Consider the following 19,485-nt stretch of genomic DNA (forward strand, 5'->3'; position numbering starts at 1 on the left):
ACTTTGGCGAATTACGTCTCTATCGCATCAGGGTCAATTCCTGCCTCGCGTAGCCGTTGTGCCAAGCGTTCGGCGCGAAGTCGTTCCTGTTCCAATAAAGACTCTGCTTCTAGCACTCTAGCTTGCAGTTGAGCAAGCTGTCGTTGAATCTCTACATAAGTTGCAAAGCGTTCTCCATCTGGACGAATTAACTCTAATTCCTCTCCGGATAAATCGAAGCGAATGCCTAGGCGTGGACTCACCCAATTGGCGATCGGGTCGATCACATCTAAGCGTTCTGGCGATCGCAACCAGCCGCTTAAATCGTTGCGTTCCGGATCGTAGAGATAGTATTCTTCAACCCCGTAGCGGTCGTAAAACACCTGTTTTTTATTCATCTCGGTGAGGGTATTGCCAGGAGAGAGAATCTCAAACACTACTTGAGGGGCAATATCCTCCTCATTCCATTGTTGATAAGAACCGCGATCGCCTTTAGGTCTGTCAAAGACAACCATTACATCTGGTGCTTGACGCAGTTTGGGATTGCCCTTAACGGGGTACCACAATAAGTCTCCAGCCACAAATACCTGGGGATTGTCCGCAAACAACCATTCCAGATTTTGCTGCACGACAACGATCCAGCGAAATTGTTTGGTGTTATCAGACATCGGCTGACCATCACTATCGGGATAGATGATCTTTGAAGTGGGAAGCGAAGTGACTTGAGGAACCATAAATGACCGCCCAGCCTTCCTAACTCTTAGCTTTTAATCGTAGCAATTGTTGAGAGGATCTCGGCTTGGGGTTTTGGCGATCGCTCCTCGTCTAAAGAATAATTGGCAGAACCCAACAAGCTCGTTAACTCTACTAACCCTACGATTAATTAGCTCCTGCTACTTAATCGCTTCTTCCAAGAATTTGTGAGATGCCAATGCTTCAAAACTCCAACTTTTATTAAAAAGTCGGGGTTCTCACCTTCACGAATCCTTGAGGAGTAGCTGATCAATTAGTTCGACGACACCCGCACCGCGATCGCCTGAAGTTACCCAATCAACTCCTCTAAAGCAATACAAAGTCCAGAGGCTTTATCTACCCCTGAAGGAAGCACCATCACCGCATCTTTATTCAAAATTACTTGGTGTTGCAATCCCAAATCGCGGATTGTTTCTAGCACCGTAGTTTCATAGGGTTTCCAAGTTGCAACAATGACCCGTCCCACCCCCAAGGAGTCAACCCCTCGCTCCTGCAAGGCTCTAACAAATTCCTCTAATGGCGGCTCCGCTAGCGGTTTTTCCTCGCCTGTTGCGGGTCGGTAGAGTAAGCCTCCATTCTCAGCGATAACGCGATCGCACAACTCGATCTCAGGAAACACATTAAGCAGCTCATCAAGCTGTCGTCCCGTTACCAAAATTAATTTTCGCCCAGAGTCTCGCAGACGCTCAAGCGCCTCTAATGTCTCTTCCTCTACCCGACCATCCTGTGCCAGCGTACCATCATAGTCGCTAGCCAATGCAAGGTAGCGCATTAGTTTTTTCTCCTCAGATTGAGCGAATCAAATTTAATTTTAAGAGGGACTATTCCGGTTTCTTATGCCAATCTCCGTCCTCTCCTTTTTCGTAATCTCGCTTCACCGCACTCCAAGCGACACGAAAGGCATTTTCTTCTTCGTCGTACTCATCCAAAGCACTATTAAACGCCGCCCGAAAAATCTCTTGGGCGTGCTTGGGTAAGTGGTTTTTAACTGAATCTGGTAGGTCTTCAAGTTTTTGATAAGGCATAAATATACTCTTCAACTGTTAAATGAGCAATAGTTTTAAATTTTGAGTTCTAAGTGTTTCCTAGGGTTGTGTTTTCTTCACACTCACCACTTCACTTCAGCAATTTTCAGTTTAGTTAGCCAAACAAATAGGGGCGAACAACTATTCGCCCCTAGGAATTTAGCACATTTACCTAACAGGAAATAAACCTCTACTCTTTGATCATTCCCGGTTTACCGATAGTCAGAAGGAGTCCGGGTGCTAGGGTCTACGGTAGTTTGGTAATGAGTAGTCTCTTGGCGCTTCTTGCCAGCTAGCCCAGCTAAACCTAGCAGACCAAGTAAGCCTAACCAGCCCCAGTCAAAACCATCATCTTCACTTTCTACTTCTACGGCGTCAACGCCTGGTTCTACACCCGTTTGAGCGCCAGCAGGCAACGTCAGGGGCATAACTGCCAGACTAGTTGCAAGAATTGCCGATCCGGCTAGTTTTGGTAAGTTAAAGCGTTTCATAGTTTTGTTAGTTCCAAAAAAGGTCTTGTTATACGATGATTTCCGGTTTATCGATAGTCAGAAGGAGTCCGAGTGCTAGGGTCTACGGTAGTTTGGTAATGAGTAGTCTCTTTGCGCTTCTTGCCAGCTAGCCCAGCTAAACCTAGCAGACCAAGTAAACCTAGCCAGCCCCAGTCAAAACCATCATCTTCACTTTCTATTTCTACGGCGTCAACGCCTGGTTCTACACCCGTTTGAGCGCCAGCAGGCAACGTCAGGGGCATAACTGCCAGACTGGTTGCGAGAATTGCCGATCCGGCTACTTTCGATAAGTTAAAGCGTTTCATGGCTTTGTCAGCTCCCAAATAAGGTCTTGTTATATCTAGAAGCTTATTGGCTTCCTCTCCTCGTCGCGTCAGTCTTAAGCTGTAAGCTTGACGGTTTTTAATTACTGCTAAGGAAAGAGATAAAGTTAGTAAAATATCTAGACTTGAATTGGGCATTGACTTAAGCCAAACTTGCTGCTTAGATCCCCGACTTCCTAAAGAAGTTTGGGATCTAGATTTAGCCTATTTCCTGCTCTTTTAAGGCTATAGCGCTTGTTTAACCTTTGCATCCCAACCCATCCCTTGCATCCAACCGGGATAGATCGCTTGGGGTGCGGTCAGTTCATCAAGTTGTTCCACTTCCTGCAAAGACAAATTCAGTTCCACCGCACTCAAGTTATCTTCCAAGTGCGACATTTTATTTGCACCAATAATAATTGATGAAATGAAAGGCTTCGTCAGTATCCAAGCCAGCGATACTTGGGCGGGGGAAGCCGAGTGGCGCTGTGCAATAGTTTTGAGCAAATCGACGACATCGTAGCCTTTCTCGACATCAATAGGCGGAAGTTGGAAGTTGTTGAGACGCGCTCCTTCTGGTGTTGGGTTCTCTCTGGTGTATTTCCCACTCAGGAAACCGCCAGCCAAGGGACTCCAGACCAGCACGCCAATACCTGCCTCTTCAATAAAAGGAACGACTTCGTATTCAAGATCGCGACCTAACAACGAGTAGTACATCTGCGCCCCAATGAAACGGGTGTAAACCAAGACCAAGGGCGATGTAGGGTTGCACATCACCTTGTGAACCAACGGTGAGAATAGTAGTTAACTGAGTCACATCTCACTCGGTTTAGGTGTGATTGTAGGTTTCCCCAAGAGTAGCCCCAGGTCTAAATTGAAGTGAACCAATTTAAGCGTTCAGTAAACGCTCAAGCCATTAGCTACGGTGGTTATTGCTGTAGTGGATTCTTGCCCCTGCCCATTGCAGTTTATCTCGTAGGGTTTGGTAGTAAGAATAGCTCTCGCGCAGAATGATAAATTTCGCTCGACAATTGGCTATACGCACATCCACCCGCTGTCCTGTGGCGATTGAAGTTGCCATAACACCATCCATCCATAGCTTTGTGCTTTGCTCGTAATCGGCTAGGGGCCAGATGCTGACGACGGAACCCGCAGGCAAAACGAGGGAACGACTGGAAAGACTTAAAGGGCAAATCGGCGTGATAACGAGGGCTTCCATACCATCGTGCAAAATGGGCCCGTTTGCCGAAAGGTTGTAGCATGTTGAACCTGTGGATGTAGCAACAATTAGCCCATCACCTTGATATTGATCAACGATTTCCCCATCAATTTCCATCTCTAGAATGGAGGTAATCATCCGGGTAGCGGAAGCGGGTTTGATGCACATTTCGTTGAGAGCCAGGAAGCGATCGCTTATTGGTTCAGTATTAGTGCGATCGCCTTCAAACACTGCCGCCTGCACCATCATCCGCCGCTGGATAGCATAGCGGTCTTCTAGTAGCCGATCCCAAACTGACTCAGTATCCTTAAATTCTTCAAAGGGTTCTGTCAAAAACCCCAAATGTCCCCCCACATTTACCGCCAGAATGGGAATGCCTTCTGGAACAAGGTGCCGTGCTGCGGCTAAAGCAGTACCATCGCCCCCCAGAACGATCGCCAAATCAATGCTTTTGGTCACGGAGGCTAAAAAGACGGGGTAGGGATTGTCCTGTACGCCACTTGGCCCAATCAGGACGTTACATTGGCGTTTTTCTAGCTGTCGGGCGCATTTTTCTGCCCAACTTCTGCCGAGGGAATCCCCAGCTTTGTGAACGATAATGACTTGCTTTAGCTGCACGCTGACCTCACTGCCTAAGTTCTAGTCTTTACTGTCAAAAGGCTGAAGTATAGAGTCTGAAGGCTCTGTGTTGCAACCCCATCAATTCAGCCTTCGTTCTACGATTGGACGGTGAAGGTACGGATACTTTTTTCAAAGTTGGGCAAACGCTGGTCAAATTCACTTTGGGTGGTAGAGTAAGTCACTAGCCAAAAGGTCTCCCCTTGTTGCACCACGTAGAAAAGCTGCTTGATCGGGACTTGCTCGGTTTTGGGTTGGGCAATAATTTTCCCCATCCGATACTCACCTTGAGACTCAATGTTTTGCTCAAGGACGTCGTACTGAGTGGAGAGCTGTTGGGTTGCTGTTTGCAGGTATTGCTCTAAGGTAATTCCGGCGGGGACTTCTTGCTGACTAACGTTGACATTGGTAATGAAGCCAGAACTACTCTGCTGGGTATCAAAGGCGAGTAAAGCGATCGTCTCTGCATTTTGTTCGATTGCCTGAATTCTGGCTTCGTAATTTGGATCAATGGCTTTTAGATCTGCCGCAATTTCATCAAGATCAGTACTAGGATTGCCCCCCTCATAATTTGCCGGAACCGATAAGGCAACCCCATCGCCTTGAATTTCCTTCAGTGTCGCTGCTGAAGGGTCGGTTGGCTGAGGGGAAGCCGTAGTTTGTGGCGAGGCGATCGCTTGGGGTGAGATTACGGCTTGGGGCGACTCCGTTGCTTGGGGCGTTGTTTGGTTACACCCTACACTCGTGATCAATAGCAGCAGACCAGCCAGCGAACCCCATTTGTATTTATTCATTTGGCGTTAGAGTTTCTTACTTTTAAGAGCCTAGCAACTTTACCGCCGTCACGCCTGCATCCCACCACTGAAGTCAGGCTGTCAAGGTAATAGTTGGGATAAATGCCAGGGTTATTTGATAGTTTCACCTGAAAATCGTCGGTCGATGGTCATCTTGAGTTAGGAAAAAGGTTCCTGGCAATGTTTGTTCGCTTTCCTGTCACTTGCACTTGAGAGCAGTAAACTACAGCTACAGAGATAGAATGGACAATCTCTCCTAGCGGCACAACCGGGCTTGACGTTCACCTCGCCCTAGCCAAAACTCAAACAGTAAATAAAGCGTGTAATTCAACAATACTGTGTCTACTAAAAGTAAAAAGCGAATCTGGGGTGACTTTACCGGAAATGATTTAACTAATATCGAAACAAAAACCATCGTTGCCCAAGGCGTAGAGATAGCATTTCAGTCAGGACATCAGTCTATTCAGGTTCTCAAAAACATTAACTTGGAAATTCAACGGGGAGACATCGAGATCTTGATGGGCCCCTCTGGTTCTGGGAAAACTACCCTGCTGTCCATCTTGGCTGGACTACTGACACCCGATCAAGGCAAAGTGTATTTGCTGGGAGAAGAAATTACCAAGATGTCTCGAAATCAGTTGGCACAGTTTAGACGAGAAAATATTGGCTTTATTTTCCAAAATTTCAACTTGTTTCCAGCTCTAACAGCCGCCGAGAATGTAGAAGTGGTGTTGAACCTCAAAGGATTCCGTGGGGAGAAAGCCAAACAGCAATCACAAATTCTTTTAGAACAGGTGGGATTATTTCTGCAAGCCCATCAAAAGCCCAGTGATTTGTCTGGAGGACAGAAGCAACGGGTGGCGATCGCGCGGGCTTTAGCCGGACATCCCCGGATCATTATGGCAGATGAACCCACAGCCGCATTAGACTCCCAGAGCGGACACAAGGTTATTGAGTTACTGCGGCGGCTAGCAAAGGAAGAAGGCTGCACAGTGCTGATGGTGACGCACGATCCGAGGATTCTTGATGTTGCCGATCGCGTTACTTATTTAGAAGATGGCATCTTGAAAGAGACGGAAAATCAGGACATCCACAAAACGAGTTAACTCAAACATGAGGGCGATCGCTACTTAGCCGCGACTATCTCCCGCAACGTTGCTTGCACTGAACGCGGCTGCCAACCCAACTCCTGACGGGCTTTTGTGGCATCTACGCGGACGCAGCGATCGTAAATGTAGTGGACGCGTTCGCGACTGATGGGGGGTTGCCAGTTGAAGAGGCGTCCGATGGGATCGAGGAGATTTCCCGCTAATTGGACTAGGGGCTTGGGGACTTCGCGAGGAGCTGGGACTCCACTTTCTTGACTGATGAAATTGAACATTTCGCGGGTAGTAAGTTCACCTGCGGAAATAATATAGTGTTCTCCTGGCTGACTTTTTTCGGCGGCGAGAATCATTGCCGCCACCAAGTCATCTACATGGACGATACCTGTAACGCGATCGCCTCCTGCCCAAACCTTCAATCCACCCTTGAGAAATTGCTGCATCACCGGGCCAAAATGGGGGTCATCTGCCCCAAAAATCCCTGAAGGGAGAACACTCGCGACGGGAAACCCCTTAGCGGCAAAGCCATCGACCAACTCTTGAGCCAGATATTTGGTGCGGTCATAAGCGGAGGAAAAGTCTTTTTGTTGGCGTTTAAAGGTTTCATCAACCACTTGCCCCTGAGTATCGCCAAAAATGCCAATCGTGCTGCAATACACCATCTTAGACACGCCAGCCGCTTGCGCCGTTTCCAGCACCGCACGGGTTCCTTCCACGTTCACCCGCTCCATCTGAGCGGCATCAACTATCCCCAACTCAACATAGGCAGCCGTATGGAACACCGTATCAACCCCTGCCATTGCCGCTTCCAAGGCTTCCCGGTCAGTAATTTCACCGTAAACCAACTGCACCTGAGAGCGAGAAAGACGCGACAAATCGCTGGACTTGCGGACTAAACCAACAACCTTATCGCCTCGTTGTTCTAAGGCTTGTACCAAGTGAGAGCCTGTAAAGCCGTTTGCTCCAGTTACGAGCGCTTTCATTATTTACTATGCTCCAAGTCATTTAATCCTTATTTTGAGATAAATAGACTATCAATAATTGTAGAGACGTTCCGGTGGAACGTCTCTCTACGATCAATCCGTAATTCCCCTTATGACCTTATACAAAAACAAATATCGGATTGAATCTGCCCGATGCCAGAATTGGGACTATACATCTAACGGTTACTATTTCGTTACCATCTGCACCCAGAACCGAGAATATTTTTTCGGTGATGTTGTGGCAGACAGAATGCAGTTTTCACCGATTGGCAAAATTGTGGCTGAAGAAGGGCAGAAAACAGCACAAATTCGTTCCTATATCGAATTGGATGAATGGGTTATCATGCCCAACCACCTGCACGGAATTATCATTATCAAAAATCAACCCACACCACCCCTCGTAGAGACGCCCCGGTGGGGCGTCTCTTTCCATCCGGAGGAGACGTTCCAGGGGGAGACGTTCCAGGAGGAGACGTTCCAGGAGGAGACGTTCCACCCGGAGGAGACGTTCCAGCGGAACGTCTCTACAACGAGGACGGGAAAATCACGGTTAAAGCCAAAATCTCTGGGGTCAATTCTTGGTCAAATTAAAACGGCTTGTACCAAACGAATCTGGGAAGCTGGATTTGATGATTTCAATTGGCAAGACCGATTTTACGACCATATCATCAGGGATGACGAATCTCTGCACTATATTCGGGAATACATCCTTAACAACCCGCTTAAATGGGAATTAGACAAAAATAATCCCGCTAATTTGTACATGTAAAACCGCACCCTCGTAGAGGCCCCCTGGTAAGGCGTCTTCCGGCGGGGTATCTCTACTCATTACCATAGCCCCTCCTCATCTTTTCCTTGAAGAATGTCTAGGTTTTTTAGTCTATTTGTCTGCTCATAGAGCTTTTTCGTAAATGCGGTAAGTCTTATAAATTGTGCCGCCAGATGCTTCAATCAGCTTACGAGAGGGGTAGTTGTCTTCGTAGACGTAACCGAGTTCTGCTCGTTTGTAAGGCTTGCCTTTTTTAATTCCTCCTCGCATTCCCAAATAAATCAACCCCAAAGGCACCATTTTCCGGCGATACTCTGGTAAAGAACAAATGACAACCACCCGCCCTTGGTCGATTTGACGGCGATACCACAAAAATTTGAGAATTCCCAGCCAGTCTAGCTTGCCGCCGACGTGCTTCAGGGCGATGTTGTAATCTGGGAGTCCCATCCAGAAGCCGACCATTTCACCGTTGTACTCAGCAATGGGAAAGACATCAGGGTCTACCAAGCTTTGAAGGGACTTGGCTTCTTCTAAAAACTCTTCTTGAGTGCGAGGAGTAGAACTCCAGTTGTTAGCAAAGGCTCGGTTAAAGAGATTGTAGAGACTAATGCCGTCTTGCTTAAACCCTTCTCCTTTCGTTCTCAAAGGACGGAACGTAACGCCAGATTTGCAGGCAATTTGATAGGCTTTTTCAAATTTGTCTGGCAGGGGTTTATCTAAAGGAAAGTCGTAGGCGTAGGCATCTTTAGCTTTTTCCCAGCCGTCCTGCTCAATAAATTTTGGATAGTAGGGCGGGTTGTAGGGCATCATCACCATCGGTGGTGAGTCAAAGCCATCTACCAAGAATAAACACTTATTGTGGGTTGAAAGATCGATTGGCCCCCGCACTTTGGTCATCCCTTGCTCGTGCAACCACGCTTTTGCCGCGTTGAACAAAGCCTGGGCAACAGAAAAGTCTTTTATACATTCAAAAAAGCCAAACAAGCCAATGTTTTGACCTTCCCGTTCAATCAAGCGCCGATTAATCGCTGCAACAATGCGACCGACGGCTTGCGGTGAGCTTCCGGATGAGTCGAGGGCAAGGAATTGTTGCAGCGTCCCGTACTGGAAAAAGGGATTGCTCGGAGCAAACTGCTTTGCTATGTCACTGCGTAGGGGAGGCACCCAATAGGGGTCATTCCCATAAACCCGTTTTGGGACATCGAGAAATAATTCGCTTTCTGTGGGGGTAGTTACAGGCCGGATCTCGATCACTATAGTCCTGCGTGCTGAGTCGGTGAGAGGGTTATGGTAAGGGCATGATATACCATGCCCCTACATATTTTGAAGTTGGTAATACCAAGTTCATAAAATAGCACTACAAATCGACCCCCTAACCCCCCTTATTAAGGGGAAATCACATAGTATCTGTAGCAAACGTTCAGGAGGGTATAAGTGACTAATCCTAGTTTCTAGGTGAGGGAGGTGGCGAATAACTAATCAAGCACTAATGGTTGATTTGTGCAAAACATCTCTGGTTGCCGCTAATGCAGCAACTAAGCGGTCTATTTCTTCATGAGTATGAAGAGCATTAACGGTAATCCGCAATCGCGGTTTAGCAATAAACCAGATGGGAGAAATCCAAATACCGTAGTCTGTAATCAGTTTTCTGGCAAAGATTTTGGGGTTGATTTCTGAAGGCAAGATAACGGGAACAACATTCGTTTCTCCGCTTGCCACAAAGTCAAACTCAGCCAGACGCGATCGCAAATACTGGGTTCTTTCCTGAAGCGTTTGTACTAGTTCCGGACGCTGGCGAACCTGGCGGATGCTTTCTAGTGCGGCGGCGGTGACTGGCGGGGGTAAGGAAATCGTGCCAATCGATGTGGGAGAAACATTCAACAAAGGCTTAAGTTCCGCCACATGGCTGCTAATTGCCGCTCCGGCTGAGGCAGCAAATTTGGAGAAGGTGGTCATAATCAAGGGCACCACACCCCGTTCTACGGCTTGTTGGGGCAGCATCCCGAAATGTTCGTAAATGCCTCTTCCCGTCGCCCCAATAGCACCGCTGGCATGAGCTTCATCCATCAGTAGCACGCTACCCGGATAGTTTTGCAGGACATCCAGCATCCCGGGTAAGGGTGCAATATCGCCATCCATTGAAAAAACAGCATCGGATACAACCAGGATGCGGTCATCCGGGCGAGCGTAGCGGCGGAGTTTTTGCGCTAAATTCTCGACATCGCAGTGGCGGTAAGGTTTGACGCGGACTCTGGGGCTATGTCCGAACACTTTTCCCGATCGCGTTCCAGCATTAACAACGGCGGAGACGATGCAGCCATGATTGAGAACGTCAGTCAAAATCAGCGTCTCGCGGGTATGTTGAAATCCTGGTACCGGGATTGCTAAGTGACAGAAGGCATCTACCATCGCTTGCATTGCCATCCAGGCATTCAGGAAAAGCTGGGTGTGGGGCAGATGCTTGAAGGCAGATATTTCCTCCTCTAACTGGCGGTGTAAGTCAATACGACCGCTCAAAACGGAGCAAGAACTATTGGAGGTTCCATACTTGAGAATGGCATCAATTGCGGCTTGCTTGACGGCGTCTTCGTGAACGAGACCTAAAACATCATTGGTACAGAAGCTGAGCACGGTTTGACGCTGACCCGTTGCGGCATCTTCAATTTCGACAATGTTGCCCTGCTTCTGATGACAAATATACTCATCAGGGTCGAGTTCGCTCTCGTACCAGCGCTGAACATACTCTTTGACAGTTTGCACGAATTTACTCCTCTCACCTTTTCCAGAAGATAACCTATTCCCTCTGAGTCAGTCGTTCAGTATATTTCACGTGCTAAATTGCGATTGCCATGTATCACAAAACACTGGAATTGAGCAACCCTGCTCGTGTTTCTTGATACATGAACCCCGCTCACCCGGAAGCTTCTATACCTTAACAGCCGGACAACTTGGTTAACGTTCTGGGATTGTTGCTTGATGTGGTCGATCGTACAGGCATAATGTAGCACTTGAGTGAGGTTTGTCTTATTTAACAAACCGCTAGGAATCAACAGCCCCATCGCGTAGATACTGCTCGTATTGCCGCAAGATTAACCGCTGCACGGCAATAATCGCCGGATTAATTTCTACATAGCGCCGTTGGGGATTTTTTAAGTAGGCTTGCTGCTCGCTTTCAACCATTTCGATATCTTGGGCAAGAAATTTTAGCAAAACAAAGCGCTGTAATAGGGTTTGTAAAAGGGGCTTGATTGGTTTGAGGATAAATTTGGGCAGGCGGACTTTAAAGAAAAAGTAGGCAAAGGAGCGGCTTTCAGTGGCTCCGAGCGGTAACCGCATCAGGTATAACGACGAGACGCCCTGGAGAGTGCTGTGGTAGTGAGGATAGTGGTATTGAATGGAGATGGGCAGGGTGGTGACTTGATCGGCGCGATCGCTTAATCCCAAAAACTTCGCCATCCGACCTTTGTAAGAGACGTTGTACTCAGCGCAGACGCTGTTATCTGTCTCTTTGAGGCTAATTAATACCGGATCAAACCAGCCCTGCAATTTTTGATGCAAGAACCCGTGAAACACATCCATGGTGTTTTCGTTGCACATGGAAAAATGTGCCCGAAAGTAGGCAGTTACTGGCACCACTAACCACTGATCTTGTTGATCAAATTCTGGTATTGAGGGGAGCTGATGGGAGGAGGCTAGGGCAGGATCGCCAGGAAAGATCCAGATGAGATTGTATTTTTCTAAAACTGGATAACTCCGGGCTTGGGCGCGGGGGAGTTTTTGGGATTTTGGTAGGTAAGGAATACTGACACAGTTGCCACTTTCATCAAATTCCCAGCCGTGATAGGCACAAGCTAGATTACAACCCTGTACTTTGCCATTGTGGAGCGCTACACCTCGATGGGGGCAAGCATCTTCTAGGGCATGGATTTGACCATTGGTGTCGCGGTAAACCGCGATCGCCTGTTGCCAAACCTTCACGGGCATAATCTCACCCACCTTGAGTTGCTTTGCCCAACCGACTGGATACCAGTGATTGGCATTAATGCCGACTTCTCGAACAACATTCCGAACCGTCTGACTGGTTAAAGTCGTAGCCAGTTCCATAAATCACTGCCTCTCCTGCCTGTGCTTAGTGAAAATATTATTTAGCCTCCAAAGTTACCTAAAGTCAATCTTTTTTGACAACTCCCCGTCCTGAAGGAGCGGGGATTCTTGGTTCATTGGGACTACTCATGTAGCTTGCCCTCCCCAAAATTCCCTGCGATGTGCCCCACCGCTGTATATCCACGTTGCAATACCACCTGTGCGGCTGCTACATCTCGATTCGTCTCATATCCACATTCAGCGCACTGATGCAACCGTTCACCCAGCTCTTTTTTACCTGTATGAGTTTGACATCTGGGGCAAGTTTGACTCGTCCCATTGGGGTCTACTTTGGCGAAGTATGCACCTCGCTTAAAGCAAACGTGACCCAGAATATTTAAAAACTGTCCAAACCCTGCATCAAGCGTAGGTTTTGAAAGCATTCCGGCTGACATGGCTTTGAGGTTCAAATCCTCAGCAAACAGAGTTTGCCCTCGAGCGCATAAATGATGAGCTGTTTTGAAATGAAAGTCTTTGCGACTGTTCGAGATGTATTCGTGGTGCTTGGCTATTTGATGATGGAGTTGACGAAACTTTCTAGAGCCTTTTTTCTTTCGCGACCGTTGACGTTGCAGCGATTTCAGCTGGCGTTGTCCATCCACAAAGAACCGAGGTCTATCAATCAATTCACCATCAGAAGTTGCCAGAAAATGCGTTAACCCTAAATCAATACCTAATCCATGCCCTGAAGGTAAGATTTGAGGTACTTCGATATCACACTGCAAACTGAGCATGGCATAGTAGCCAGAAGCCCTCTTAACAACGCGAATCTGTTTGACTTCAAATCCGTCAGGAATTGGTCGCGATAAATGCACCTTGACCAAGCCAATCTTAGGCAGGTTGACCCAATTGGCACCATCAAATCGTTTAACTGATTCTCGGTTCAACTGAGGAAACACAAATGAGCGCATCCTCTTCTTGAATCTAGGAAAACCGTGACCTCGCTCCCACATGGCGACAAACGCAGCTTCTAACTGACGCAACGCTTGTTGCAATACATGGGTATGAGGTAGTTTCAACTCAGGAATGAATTTCTTCGCCTTTGCCAATGACTTACATTGACGAGCAAAAGTTGGGCGTGGTGTATCAGCAGGGATGATGTATTCCTGCTTAATGCTGCACGAGTTGACATCGCACTTACGAGAATTAACCCAATCCTTTCGTTCCCGCAATGCAAAATTATAGACCTGGCGACAAATGGTAAGCCACTGGTCGAAAGTTTCGCGTTGCGCTTCGGTCGGAATGAGTTTGTACTCGTAGGTTAGATTCAACATACAACCATTGTACAGCCGGTCTGAATAAATAAAGTACCATTTATTCAGAATCCTTGATGAGATTCCGGAGCAAAATTCCCCCTAGAAGGGGGAGGCTTGTATCCCATCTTTTCGGTCATTACGAACCAAAACTACGTCACAAACAATCTAATAATTTTAAGTCACGCTATTTTTACAAAGATTTTAGGTATTGCCTTAATGCTGAACGATTCTAGGTTGTTGGTACTGCTGGCGGCAGGTTCTCTCACGACAATGGCAGGAGGCGTTGTCGCTCCTGTCTTGCCAGATATCGTACAACAGTTGCGCCTTGATCCTGCCTATGCCGGAAACTTGGTGAGCCTGCATTGCTTAACAATTGCCCTGTTTAGCCCACCTTTAGGGATTCTGGCGGACAAAGTTGGGCGGTTGCGGGTGCTGATCCCTTCACTGATCCTTTACGCACTATTTGGCATAGCAGGAGCCTGGATGCAGACACTGGTGCCGCTGTTAGTCTCGCGGGGGTTGCTAGGGGCAGCTAGTGGTGGCATTGCGGCGGCGAGTCTGGGTTTATTGGGGAGTATGTATGAAGGGGAAAGGCGATCGCAAGCCTTAGGATACGCTACCAGTACCCTGACGATTACAGGCATTGCCTTTCCCCTGTTGGGCGGTTGGGTAGGGGCAACGCACTGGCAGTATGCCTTTTACCTCTACGGCTTAGGGATACCCTTGGCTATACTAGCCGCTGTGGTTTTGCGGGAAAAACCCCAGCCCCAGAATAAGCCGGGACAAGGCAACCATAAGCTGATGGCAGTGCTCGGAGATTCCTATACCCTGCGTCTGTTACTTACCTTGAGCCTGACCTCTGTGGCGATGTACGCCGTCGTCATTTACGCGCCCCTCTACCTCCAACAGACAATTGGGGCAGACGCTACCCTCAACGGCATTGTCCTAGCATCGAGAGCGGTGGGAGCGGCGGTTGTTTCTGCCTTTGCTGCCAAATGGTTGGCTAAGACTATCGGAGCCGCACAAGCCAGCGCCGTGGGGTTGGGGTTAATGGCGCTCACCCTAAGCACTATCCCGGTGCTAGAGCAACTGAGTGGGATTTTGCTAGCCGCCGTATTTTTTGGTATGGGATTCGGCATCGTCTTGCCCACCCTCTACAGCACCCTAGCAAACTTGGCTCCTACCAAATTACGCTCTAGCGTTTTGGCGGCTGGAACCGGAGCGGGTTTCTTAGGACAGTTTATTTCTCCTATCCTGCTTGGCCCGGTGTTGGGGTACAGCGGCTTGGATGCGGTATTTTATGCAGCAGCGGTCATTGCCTTGATTGCAGGATTACTACTACTAGTTCCCTGGCGGTAGTTGGGAATTTATTTAGGCTGAGTTTGGCGATCGCTTTTCCTGGCAATCAGTTTAGTGTTGCCAAATGCACCGAGCATTGGGAGGAACGGTTATCTTGAACCAGTGACCACTTAGAGATAAATCAAATCGGTGTACTCGACCCTTGAGCAGAAATATCGACGCCTGCGACAGGAGCTAATTGCTGGAGCGATCGCGCTTTTTGGTGTCGCCTTGATTGGTACGCTTTGGTTTCGCTTGGTCGAGGGCTGGTCGTGGTCGGATGCTGCCTATATGACGGTGATTACCTTAGCGACAGTTGGCTATTCGGAAACTAATCCTTTAGGCGATCGCGGGCGACTATTTACCATCTCTCTAATTTTGATGGGCGTTGTCAGCATTGGTTACATCGTCAATCGGTTTACAGAAGCTTTGATTCAAGGCTACTTTCAAGAAGGAATTCGATTAAGGCAACGAAGACGCTTGATAGACACTTTAGCGGAACACTACATTCTTTGCGGGTTTGGGCGCACGGGTCGTCATATCGCCCTGGAATTTAAAGCTGAGGGTATCCCGTTTGTGACGATCGATTCCCAAGCAGAGCAAATTGAGGAAGCCGAAAAGATTGGTGGCATCGCAGTACAAGGGGACGCGACTCTCGATGAGACATTACTGAAAGTGGGGATTGAGCGGGCGGTGTGTTTAGTGGCGGCGTTGCCATCAGATGCAGAAAATCTCTACACGGTGCTGTCGGCAAAAAGCCTCAATCCCAAAATTCGGGCGATCGCGCGAGCCAGCACAGAAGAAGCCCTGCAAAAGCTACAACGGGCAGGGGCAGATGCGGTTGTTTCTCCCTACATTACCGGGGGACGGCGGATGGCGGCGGCGGCTCTCAGACCCCAGGTAATGGACTTTGTTGACGGGATTCTCACGGGGGCGGATCGCTCGTTTTACATGGAAGAGTTTTTGATCGACCCGGCGGCTTGTCCCTTTGTCGGGCAAACTCTCAGGGAAGCGCGGTTGCGATCGCAAACCGGGGCTTTAGTGCTGGCAGTTCGTCGCGAGTCCGGCAATCTCATTGGTGGCCCCACAGGCGAAACGCAGTTACTACCAGGGGACTTACTCATCTGCATGGGAACCGCCGAGCAACTGCGCCTCCTCAGCCAAATCCTAATTCCCATTCGCTCTCGCGGGCTACGTCCGCCAAAACACAGTTAGAAGGATGAAGGGTGAAGTATGAAGGATGAAATTAAGAGGGTATTGCTGGCAAGTTGATGATTGGGGATTAGCACTTCTTGCTGAAGATGTTGTCGGTTGGGTTGAAGAACCAAACCCAACACCCGCATGGGTTAAGAGCCGCGCTTCCCATCCTAATCCTATAAGTAATTAAGGCTACCTACTTACTTCCCCCTTCACCCTTCATACTTCATACTTCCCCCTTCACCCTTAAATGCGTCAAGCTTATGGGTAAAGACCTCGATCAGTGAGAGCCTGCGCCACCCGACCGACACCCAGAGTATAGGCGGCGAGGCGCAATGGCACCTGCCGCGCTTGTGATTGTTGAACGACCTGGTGATAGGCTTGCACCATTAGACCTTCCATTTCCTGGTTGACGCGCTCTTCATCCCAGAACACGTAGGAAATACCCTGCACCCACTCTAGGTAACTGACCACAACTCCCCCAGCATTCGCCAAAATGTCAGGAAGGACTGTCACCCCTCGCGCCTCCAGCTCTTTGTCTGCATTGAGGCTGACGGGACCATTTGCCGCTTCTGCGATGATCGAGGCTTGGATTTTATGCACGTTCTCTTCGGTAATCTGATTTTCCAAAGCAGCGGGAATTAAAACATCGCAGGACAAGGTTAAAAGTTCAGCATTCGTTATCGCTGCGGAGCCTGGGAAACCTGCAAGCTGTTTGTGGTTGGCAGTGGCATAGGTTTTTAAGGCGGGAATATCCAGCCCTTCTTTGGCATAAACTCCACCTGATCCGGTAGAAACAGCGAGAATCTTTGCCCCCGCTTCCTGTAGTAATAACGCCGCCGCGCTGCCAACGTTCCCAAAACCCTGAATGACGACTCGCGCTCCTGCCAAGGATTTACCTTGCTGCGCCAACGCCTCGCGCACAATAATCATCACGCCGCGTCCCGTTGCCATTTCCCGTCCCCGCGAACCTCCAATGGAAATTGGCTTTCCGGTAACGATTCCCGGTACGGCATGACCGACGTTCATTGAGTAGGTATCCATGATCCACGCCATCTCTCGTGATGAGGTGCCCATATCGGGGGCGGGAATATCTACGGATGGGCCAATATCTTTAATTAATTCGCTGGTGTAGCGCCGGGTAATTCGCTCTAGTTCACCGACACTATAGTGGGAGGGGTTTAAGGCGATTCCGCCCTTGGCACCGCCGTAGGGAATTCCTAGTAAGGCACATTTCCAGGTCATCAGCATCGCTAGTGCTGACACTTCTTGGAGGGTGACGGCGGGATGATAGCGAGTTCCCCCTTTGTAGGGGCCGAGGATATCGCAATGTTGCACCCGATGTCCTGCTAAAACTTGCACTTCACCGCTATCTAATTTCACAGGGATGGAAACGGTAACAACCTTACGCGGGTAGCTCAGAATGGTTAGCACACCAGAATCGAGGTTTAACTCTTGAGCCGCTTGTTCTAGATAGCTACAGGCTTGATTGAGGGGGCAGATATGGGCAGGGGTGGGGGCTTCCAGCGGTAGCAACAAGGGTGAGGTCATAGTTTCTCGCGATCGCGGTTTACCCGCGAACTGGAATGTATAGGCGTAGCCTAGCCTTTCACTCTGGAGAAATCTAATTTTTTGTAAAATCTGTTACAGTTTTTAGTCATATTATGAGGTATTGCTCTCATAGCCAAAATTGGCGATCGCTATCTATAATGCGGAGACTTCTGGAGTTGATTGCAGACTGCTTTTTAGCTCCTTCCAGCCATGTAAAGCCGCGATCGCTTTTAGTATCGGCTTGATGACTTCAGGAGAAGCAGAAGACATCAAAGTACCCGGATAAACTGCACTTCCCCATGTCGGATGCTCTAATACTGTGCAGCGATTGTAGGTGATCGGAAAACCTAACAAAGCATTAACAACAGCGGTGTCATCGTGGGGGATTTTCCCAGGACGTGAAAGTAAAGGAGAGCCAGTCCGAGGGTCGATTAAATCGCTCCAGAATTGGGAATCGCGCAAATTAAACGCCACATCAAACCCGAAACGCAAAAATTTTTCTCGCAGCCGCTCTTTTTCCTGTTCAACATCAGGTGTACATTCAGAGAGTGGGTATTGCGATCGCTGCAAAACAAGCACCACCCATAAAGCCGGTGAATTCCAGTCTGGAATAACCTGTTCCAGATTTTGAGCGATGAAAGAACTTGGCTGATGCACAGAAATTTGTACTTCCTGTTCGGTTGCTGTCACCAAATTAATCGGCTCGTCGTGCAGGGATGTATCCAGAAGTTGCTGGCGTAGGCGACGATTTTTTTGTTCTACGACCTGTCGTTTAGACATTGATTTTTATTACTGCCTCATGTCTTTGTGCTGTAACTGTAGTGGTCAGCTCAAAAAGATTGAATAGCAAGCCGAGTAAACTTTGGATCAGCAAGGTACTGGCTAATGCCTGGGCGGATTAAAAATATAAAAAGCCTGTAAATAAAAGAATTATTCTCCTTGATGAAACAGTAAATGAACGTAACGCAATAATAGCTAGTCTGACATAGTACCGACAAAAGTTTCGCGACTTTTGTAGTTTCTAGACTGTTTTTAGTGACGCTCGCGACATTAGAAAAACAATCGGGGAAAAGGCGATCGCCTCTTCCGGCTTTCAGTATTAAGGAGAACTGAGATAATAAAACGGTCATGCTAACCGGAGAGAGTTGATGGAGCGAGTCTTAGAACCAGAGGTGATGGATACTCCAGAAGAAGCAAGGGAGTATGATGCGATGGACTTTACTGAGGTGAATACCGCCTTTGCTCAAGAAGTTATTACCCTCGCCCCCACCACAGCCAAAGTTCTTGATGCGGGAACAGGAACGGCTCGTATTCCGATTTTGATTTGCCAGGAACGTCCGCAGTGGCAGATTACCGCCATCGATTTAGCGGAGTCGATGCTGCAACTTGGCATTAAAAATGTTGAGCAAGCTGGCTTGCAAGAACAAATTACCTTAGAAGCCGTGGACGCCAAGCAATTACCCTATGGCGATCGCTACTTTGATCTGGTAATTTCCAATAGTTTGATTCACCATTTGCCAGATCCTTTGCCATTTCTCAAAGAATTAAAGCGAGTGCTCAAACCTAACGGAGCAATTTTTCTGCGCGATTTGCTGCGTCCAGAAACTGAAGCGATCGCCAACCGATTTGTAGAAGAAATTGGGACGGAATACGACGAGCATCAAAAGAAGCTGTTTCGAGATTCTCTTTACGCTGCTTTTACTTTAGATGAGGTAAAGCAACTGATTATTGATGCCGCTTCTTTAGAAGGAGTGCAAATTTATCAGTCTTCAGACCGACACTGGACAGCAAAAACGGAACTCAAAGCATAAATATCCATTTTGTAGAGATTCACCTGCCTCAATATGTATTTTGCCTGAAGTGCAGTTTACTGAATTTAGCAAAACACGTAAACCTGAAGCCAGAGCTTTTGGGATGTAGTATTTCCATGATTCGTATCTCTA

General features: G+C 48.2%; 21 protein-coding genes. 6 read left to right on the top strand and 15 right to left on the bottom strand.

Going from position 1 to position 19,485, the window contains the following annotated elements; translation table 11 throughout:
* Positions 1 to 11 precede the first annotated feature (11 nt).
* From AC5JR3_RS01645 to AC5JR3_RS01680, 8 genes are all read right to left on the bottom strand, one after another.
* A complete protein-coding gene (locus tag AC5JR3_RS01645) occupies positions 12 to 713 on the bottom strand; it encodes a Uma2 family endonuclease (protein ID WP_495842386.1) in 702 nt (233 codons plus the stop codon).
* 308 nt (positions 714 to 1,021) lie between these two features.
* On the bottom strand, positions 1,022 to 1,504 hold the full coding sequence (locus tag AC5JR3_RS01650) for an HAD family hydrolase (protein WP_495842388.1): 483 nt from the start codon (positions 1,502 to 1,504) through the stop codon (positions 1,022 to 1,024).
* A 49-nt stretch (positions 1,505 to 1,553) separates the two neighbouring features.
* Positions 1,554 to 1,757: a ChaB family protein gene (locus AC5JR3_RS01655; RefSeq protein ID WP_495842390.1), complete on the bottom strand. Its 204-nt coding sequence runs from the start codon at positions 1,755 to 1,757 to the stop codon at positions 1,554 to 1,556.
* A gap of 212 nt (positions 1,758 to 1,969) precedes the next feature.
* Complete coding sequence (locus AC5JR3_RS01660; protein WP_495842392.1) at positions 1,970 to 2,248, bottom strand: WGxxGxxG family protein; 279 nt, start codon at positions 2,246 to 2,248, stop codon at positions 1,970 to 1,972.
* 47 nt (positions 2,249 to 2,295) lie between these two features.
* Positions 2,296 to 2,730 (bottom strand): WGxxGxxG family protein, encoded by a 435-nt coding sequence (locus tag AC5JR3_RS01665; protein WP_495842394.1) that lies wholly within the window; start codon positions 2,728 to 2,730, stop codon positions 2,296 to 2,298.
* A gap of 87 nt (positions 2,731 to 2,817) precedes the next feature.
* On the bottom strand, positions 2,818 to 3,345 hold the full coding sequence (locus tag AC5JR3_RS01670) for an aldo/keto reductase (RefSeq protein ID WP_495842396.1): 528 nt from the start codon (positions 3,343 to 3,345) through the stop codon (positions 2,818 to 2,820).
* 142 nt (positions 3,346 to 3,487) lie between these two features.
* Positions 3,488 to 4,408 (bottom strand): NAD(+) kinase, encoded by a 921-nt coding sequence (locus AC5JR3_RS01675; RefSeq protein ID WP_495842398.1) that lies wholly within the window; start codon positions 4,406 to 4,408, stop codon positions 3,488 to 3,490.
* 98 nt (positions 4,409 to 4,506) lie between these two features.
* On the bottom strand, positions 4,507 to 5,202 hold the full coding sequence (locus AC5JR3_RS01680; RefSeq protein WP_495842399.1) for a hypothetical protein: 696 nt from the start codon (positions 5,200 to 5,202) through the stop codon (positions 4,507 to 4,509).
* A 398-nt stretch (positions 5,203 to 5,600) separates the two neighbouring features.
* On the opposite strand from AC5JR3_RS01680, the gene AC5JR3_RS01685 reads away from it, so the two are divergent.
* Positions 5,601 to 6,308 (top strand): ABC transporter ATP-binding protein, encoded by a 708-nt coding sequence (locus AC5JR3_RS01685; RefSeq protein ID WP_495842475.1) that lies wholly within the window; start codon positions 5,601 to 5,603, stop codon positions 6,306 to 6,308.
* A 20-nt stretch (positions 6,309 to 6,328) separates the two neighbouring features.
* Here the strand turns inward: AC5JR3_RS01685 and AC5JR3_RS01690 are convergent, their stop codons facing one another.
* A complete protein-coding gene (locus AC5JR3_RS01690; RefSeq protein WP_495842401.1) occupies positions 6,329 to 7,288 on the bottom strand; it encodes an NAD-dependent epimerase/dehydratase family protein in 960 nt (319 codons plus the stop codon).
* A 112-nt stretch (positions 7,289 to 7,400) separates the two neighbouring features.
* On the opposite strand from AC5JR3_RS01690, the gene AC5JR3_RS01695 reads away from it, so the two are divergent.
* On the top strand, positions 7,401 to 8,057 hold the full coding sequence (locus tag AC5JR3_RS01695; RefSeq protein ID WP_495842403.1) for a transposase: 657 nt from the start codon (positions 7,401 to 7,403) through the stop codon (positions 8,055 to 8,057).
* A gap of 123 nt (positions 8,058 to 8,180) precedes the next feature.
* Here AC5JR3_RS01695 and AC5JR3_RS01700 read toward each other — a convergent pair whose 3' ends face one another.
* The 4 genes from AC5JR3_RS01700 to AC5JR3_RS01715 all read right to left on the bottom strand — a co-directional run bounded on the left by AC5JR3_RS01700 (position 8,181) and on the right by AC5JR3_RS01715 (position 13,474).
* Complete coding sequence (locus AC5JR3_RS01700; protein WP_495842405.1) at positions 8,181 to 9,311, bottom strand: hypothetical protein; 1,131 nt, start codon at positions 9,309 to 9,311, stop codon at positions 8,181 to 8,183.
* A 225-nt stretch (positions 9,312 to 9,536) separates the two neighbouring features.
* Positions 9,537 to 10,817, bottom strand: a complete 1,281-nt coding sequence (locus tag AC5JR3_RS01705; protein ID WP_495842407.1) for an aminotransferase class I/II-fold pyridoxal phosphate-dependent enzyme — start codon at positions 10,815 to 10,817, stop codon at positions 9,537 to 9,539.
* A gap of 279 nt (positions 10,818 to 11,096) precedes the next feature.
* Positions 11,097 to 12,161 carry an aromatic ring-hydroxylating dioxygenase subunit alpha gene (locus AC5JR3_RS01710; protein WP_495842409.1) on the bottom strand — a complete coding sequence of 355 codons (1,065 nt, stop codon included), beginning with the start codon at positions 12,159 to 12,161 and terminating at the stop codon, positions 11,097 to 11,099.
* A gap of 122 nt (positions 12,162 to 12,283) precedes the next feature.
* On the bottom strand, positions 12,284 to 13,474 hold the full coding sequence (locus AC5JR3_RS01715) for an RNA-guided endonuclease InsQ/TnpB family protein (RefSeq protein ID WP_495842411.1): 1,191 nt from the start codon (positions 13,472 to 13,474) through the stop codon (positions 12,284 to 12,286).
* Positions 13,475 to 13,672: 198 nt separating this feature from the next.
* On the opposite strand from AC5JR3_RS01715, the gene AC5JR3_RS01720 reads away from it, so the two are divergent.
* The 3 genes from AC5JR3_RS01720 (at position 13,673) to AC5JR3_RS01730 (ending at position 16,181) form a co-directional block, all read left to right on the top strand.
* Complete coding sequence (locus AC5JR3_RS01720; protein ID WP_495842413.1) at positions 13,673 to 14,815, top strand: MFS transporter; 1,143 nt, start codon at positions 13,673 to 13,675, stop codon at positions 14,813 to 14,815.
* Positions 14,816 to 14,944: 129 nt separating this feature from the next.
* Complete coding sequence (locus AC5JR3_RS01725; RefSeq protein ID WP_495842415.1) at positions 14,945 to 16,009, top strand: potassium channel family protein; 1,065 nt, start codon at positions 14,945 to 14,947, stop codon at positions 16,007 to 16,009.
* 25 nt (positions 16,010 to 16,034) lie between these two features.
* Complete coding sequence (locus AC5JR3_RS01730; protein ID WP_495842417.1) at positions 16,035 to 16,181, top strand: hypothetical protein; 147 nt, start codon at positions 16,035 to 16,037, stop codon at positions 16,179 to 16,181.
* A gap of 71 nt (positions 16,182 to 16,252) precedes the next feature.
* Here the strand turns inward: AC5JR3_RS01730 and AC5JR3_RS01735 are convergent, their stop codons facing one another.
* Positions 16,253 to 17,542 (bottom strand): Glu/Leu/Phe/Val family dehydrogenase, encoded by a 1,290-nt coding sequence (locus AC5JR3_RS01735; protein ID WP_495842419.1) that lies wholly within the window; start codon positions 17,540 to 17,542, stop codon positions 16,253 to 16,255.
* Between the two features lie 153 nt (positions 17,543 to 17,695).
* Positions 17,696 to 18,322: a methylmalonic aciduria and homocystinuria type D protein gene (locus tag AC5JR3_RS01740; protein WP_495842421.1), complete on the bottom strand. Its 627-nt coding sequence runs from the start codon at positions 18,320 to 18,322 to the stop codon at positions 17,696 to 17,698.
* A 368-nt stretch (positions 18,323 to 18,690) separates the two neighbouring features.
* Here AC5JR3_RS01740 and AC5JR3_RS01745 point away from each other — a divergent pair, with 368 nt between their 5' ends.
* On the top strand, positions 18,691 to 19,353 hold the full coding sequence (locus AC5JR3_RS01745) for a class I SAM-dependent methyltransferase (RefSeq protein ID WP_495842423.1): 663 nt from the start codon (positions 18,691 to 18,693) through the stop codon (positions 19,351 to 19,353).
* The last annotated feature ends 132 nt before the right edge of the window (positions 19,354 to 19,485 follow it).

The sequence above is a fragment of the Kastovskya adunca genome, assembly GCF_059505785.1.

Excerpts from the sequence above, each read along its gene's own strand:
- AC5JR3_RS01645 (WP_495842386.1), bottom strand. The coding sequence starts at position 713 with ATGGTTCCTCAAGTCACTTCGCTTCCCACTTCAAAGATCATCTATCCC.
- AC5JR3_RS01650 (WP_495842388.1), bottom strand. The coding sequence starts at position 1,504 with ATGCGCTACCTTGCATTGGCTAGCGACTATGATGGTACGCTGGCACAG.
- AC5JR3_RS01655 (WP_495842390.1), bottom strand. The coding sequence starts at position 1,757 with ATGCCTTATCAAAAACTTGAAGACCTACCAGATTCAGTTAAAAACCAC.
- AC5JR3_RS01660 (WP_495842392.1), bottom strand. The coding sequence starts at position 2,248 with ATGAAACGCTTTAACTTACCAAAACTAGCCGGATCGGCAATTCTTGCA.
- AC5JR3_RS01665 (WP_495842394.1), bottom strand. The coding sequence starts at position 2,730 with ATGCCCAATTCAAGTCTAGATATTTTACTAACTTTATCTCTTTCCTTA.
- AC5JR3_RS01670 (WP_495842396.1), bottom strand. The coding sequence starts at position 3,345 with ATGTGCAACCCTACATCGCCCTTGGTCTTGGTTTACACCCGTTTCATT.
- AC5JR3_RS01680 (WP_495842399.1), bottom strand. The coding sequence starts at position 5,202 with ATGAATAAATACAAATGGGGTTCGCTGGCTGGTCTGCTGCTATTGATC.
- AC5JR3_RS01690 (WP_495842401.1), bottom strand. The coding sequence starts at position 7,288 with ATGAAAGCGCTCGTAACTGGAGCAAACGGCTTTACAGGCTCTCACTTG.
- AC5JR3_RS01695 (WP_495842403.1), top strand. The coding sequence starts at position 7,401 with ATGACCTTATACAAAAACAAATATCGGATTGAATCTGCCCGATGCCAG.
- AC5JR3_RS01710 (WP_495842409.1), bottom strand. The coding sequence starts at position 12,161 with ATGGAACTGGCTACGACTTTAACCAGTCAGACGGTTCGGAATGTTGTT.
- AC5JR3_RS01715 (WP_495842411.1), bottom strand. The coding sequence starts at position 13,474 with ATGTTGAATCTAACCTACGAGTACAAACTCATTCCGACCGAAGCGCAA.
- AC5JR3_RS01720 (WP_495842413.1), top strand. The coding sequence starts at position 13,673 with ATGCTGAACGATTCTAGGTTGTTGGTACTGCTGGCGGCAGGTTCTCTC.
- AC5JR3_RS01730 (WP_495842417.1), top strand. The coding sequence starts at position 16,035 with ATGAAATTAAGAGGGTATTGCTGGCAAGTTGATGATTGGGGATTAGCA.
- AC5JR3_RS01735 (WP_495842419.1), bottom strand. The coding sequence starts at position 17,542 with ATGACCTCACCCTTGTTGCTACCGCTGGAAGCCCCCACCCCTGCCCAT.
- AC5JR3_RS01740 (WP_495842421.1), bottom strand. The coding sequence starts at position 18,322 with ATGTCTAAACGACAGGTCGTAGAACAAAAAAATCGTCGCCTACGCCAG.
- AC5JR3_RS01745 (WP_495842423.1), top strand. The coding sequence starts at position 18,691 with ATGGAGCGAGTCTTAGAACCAGAGGTGATGGATACTCCAGAAGAAGCA.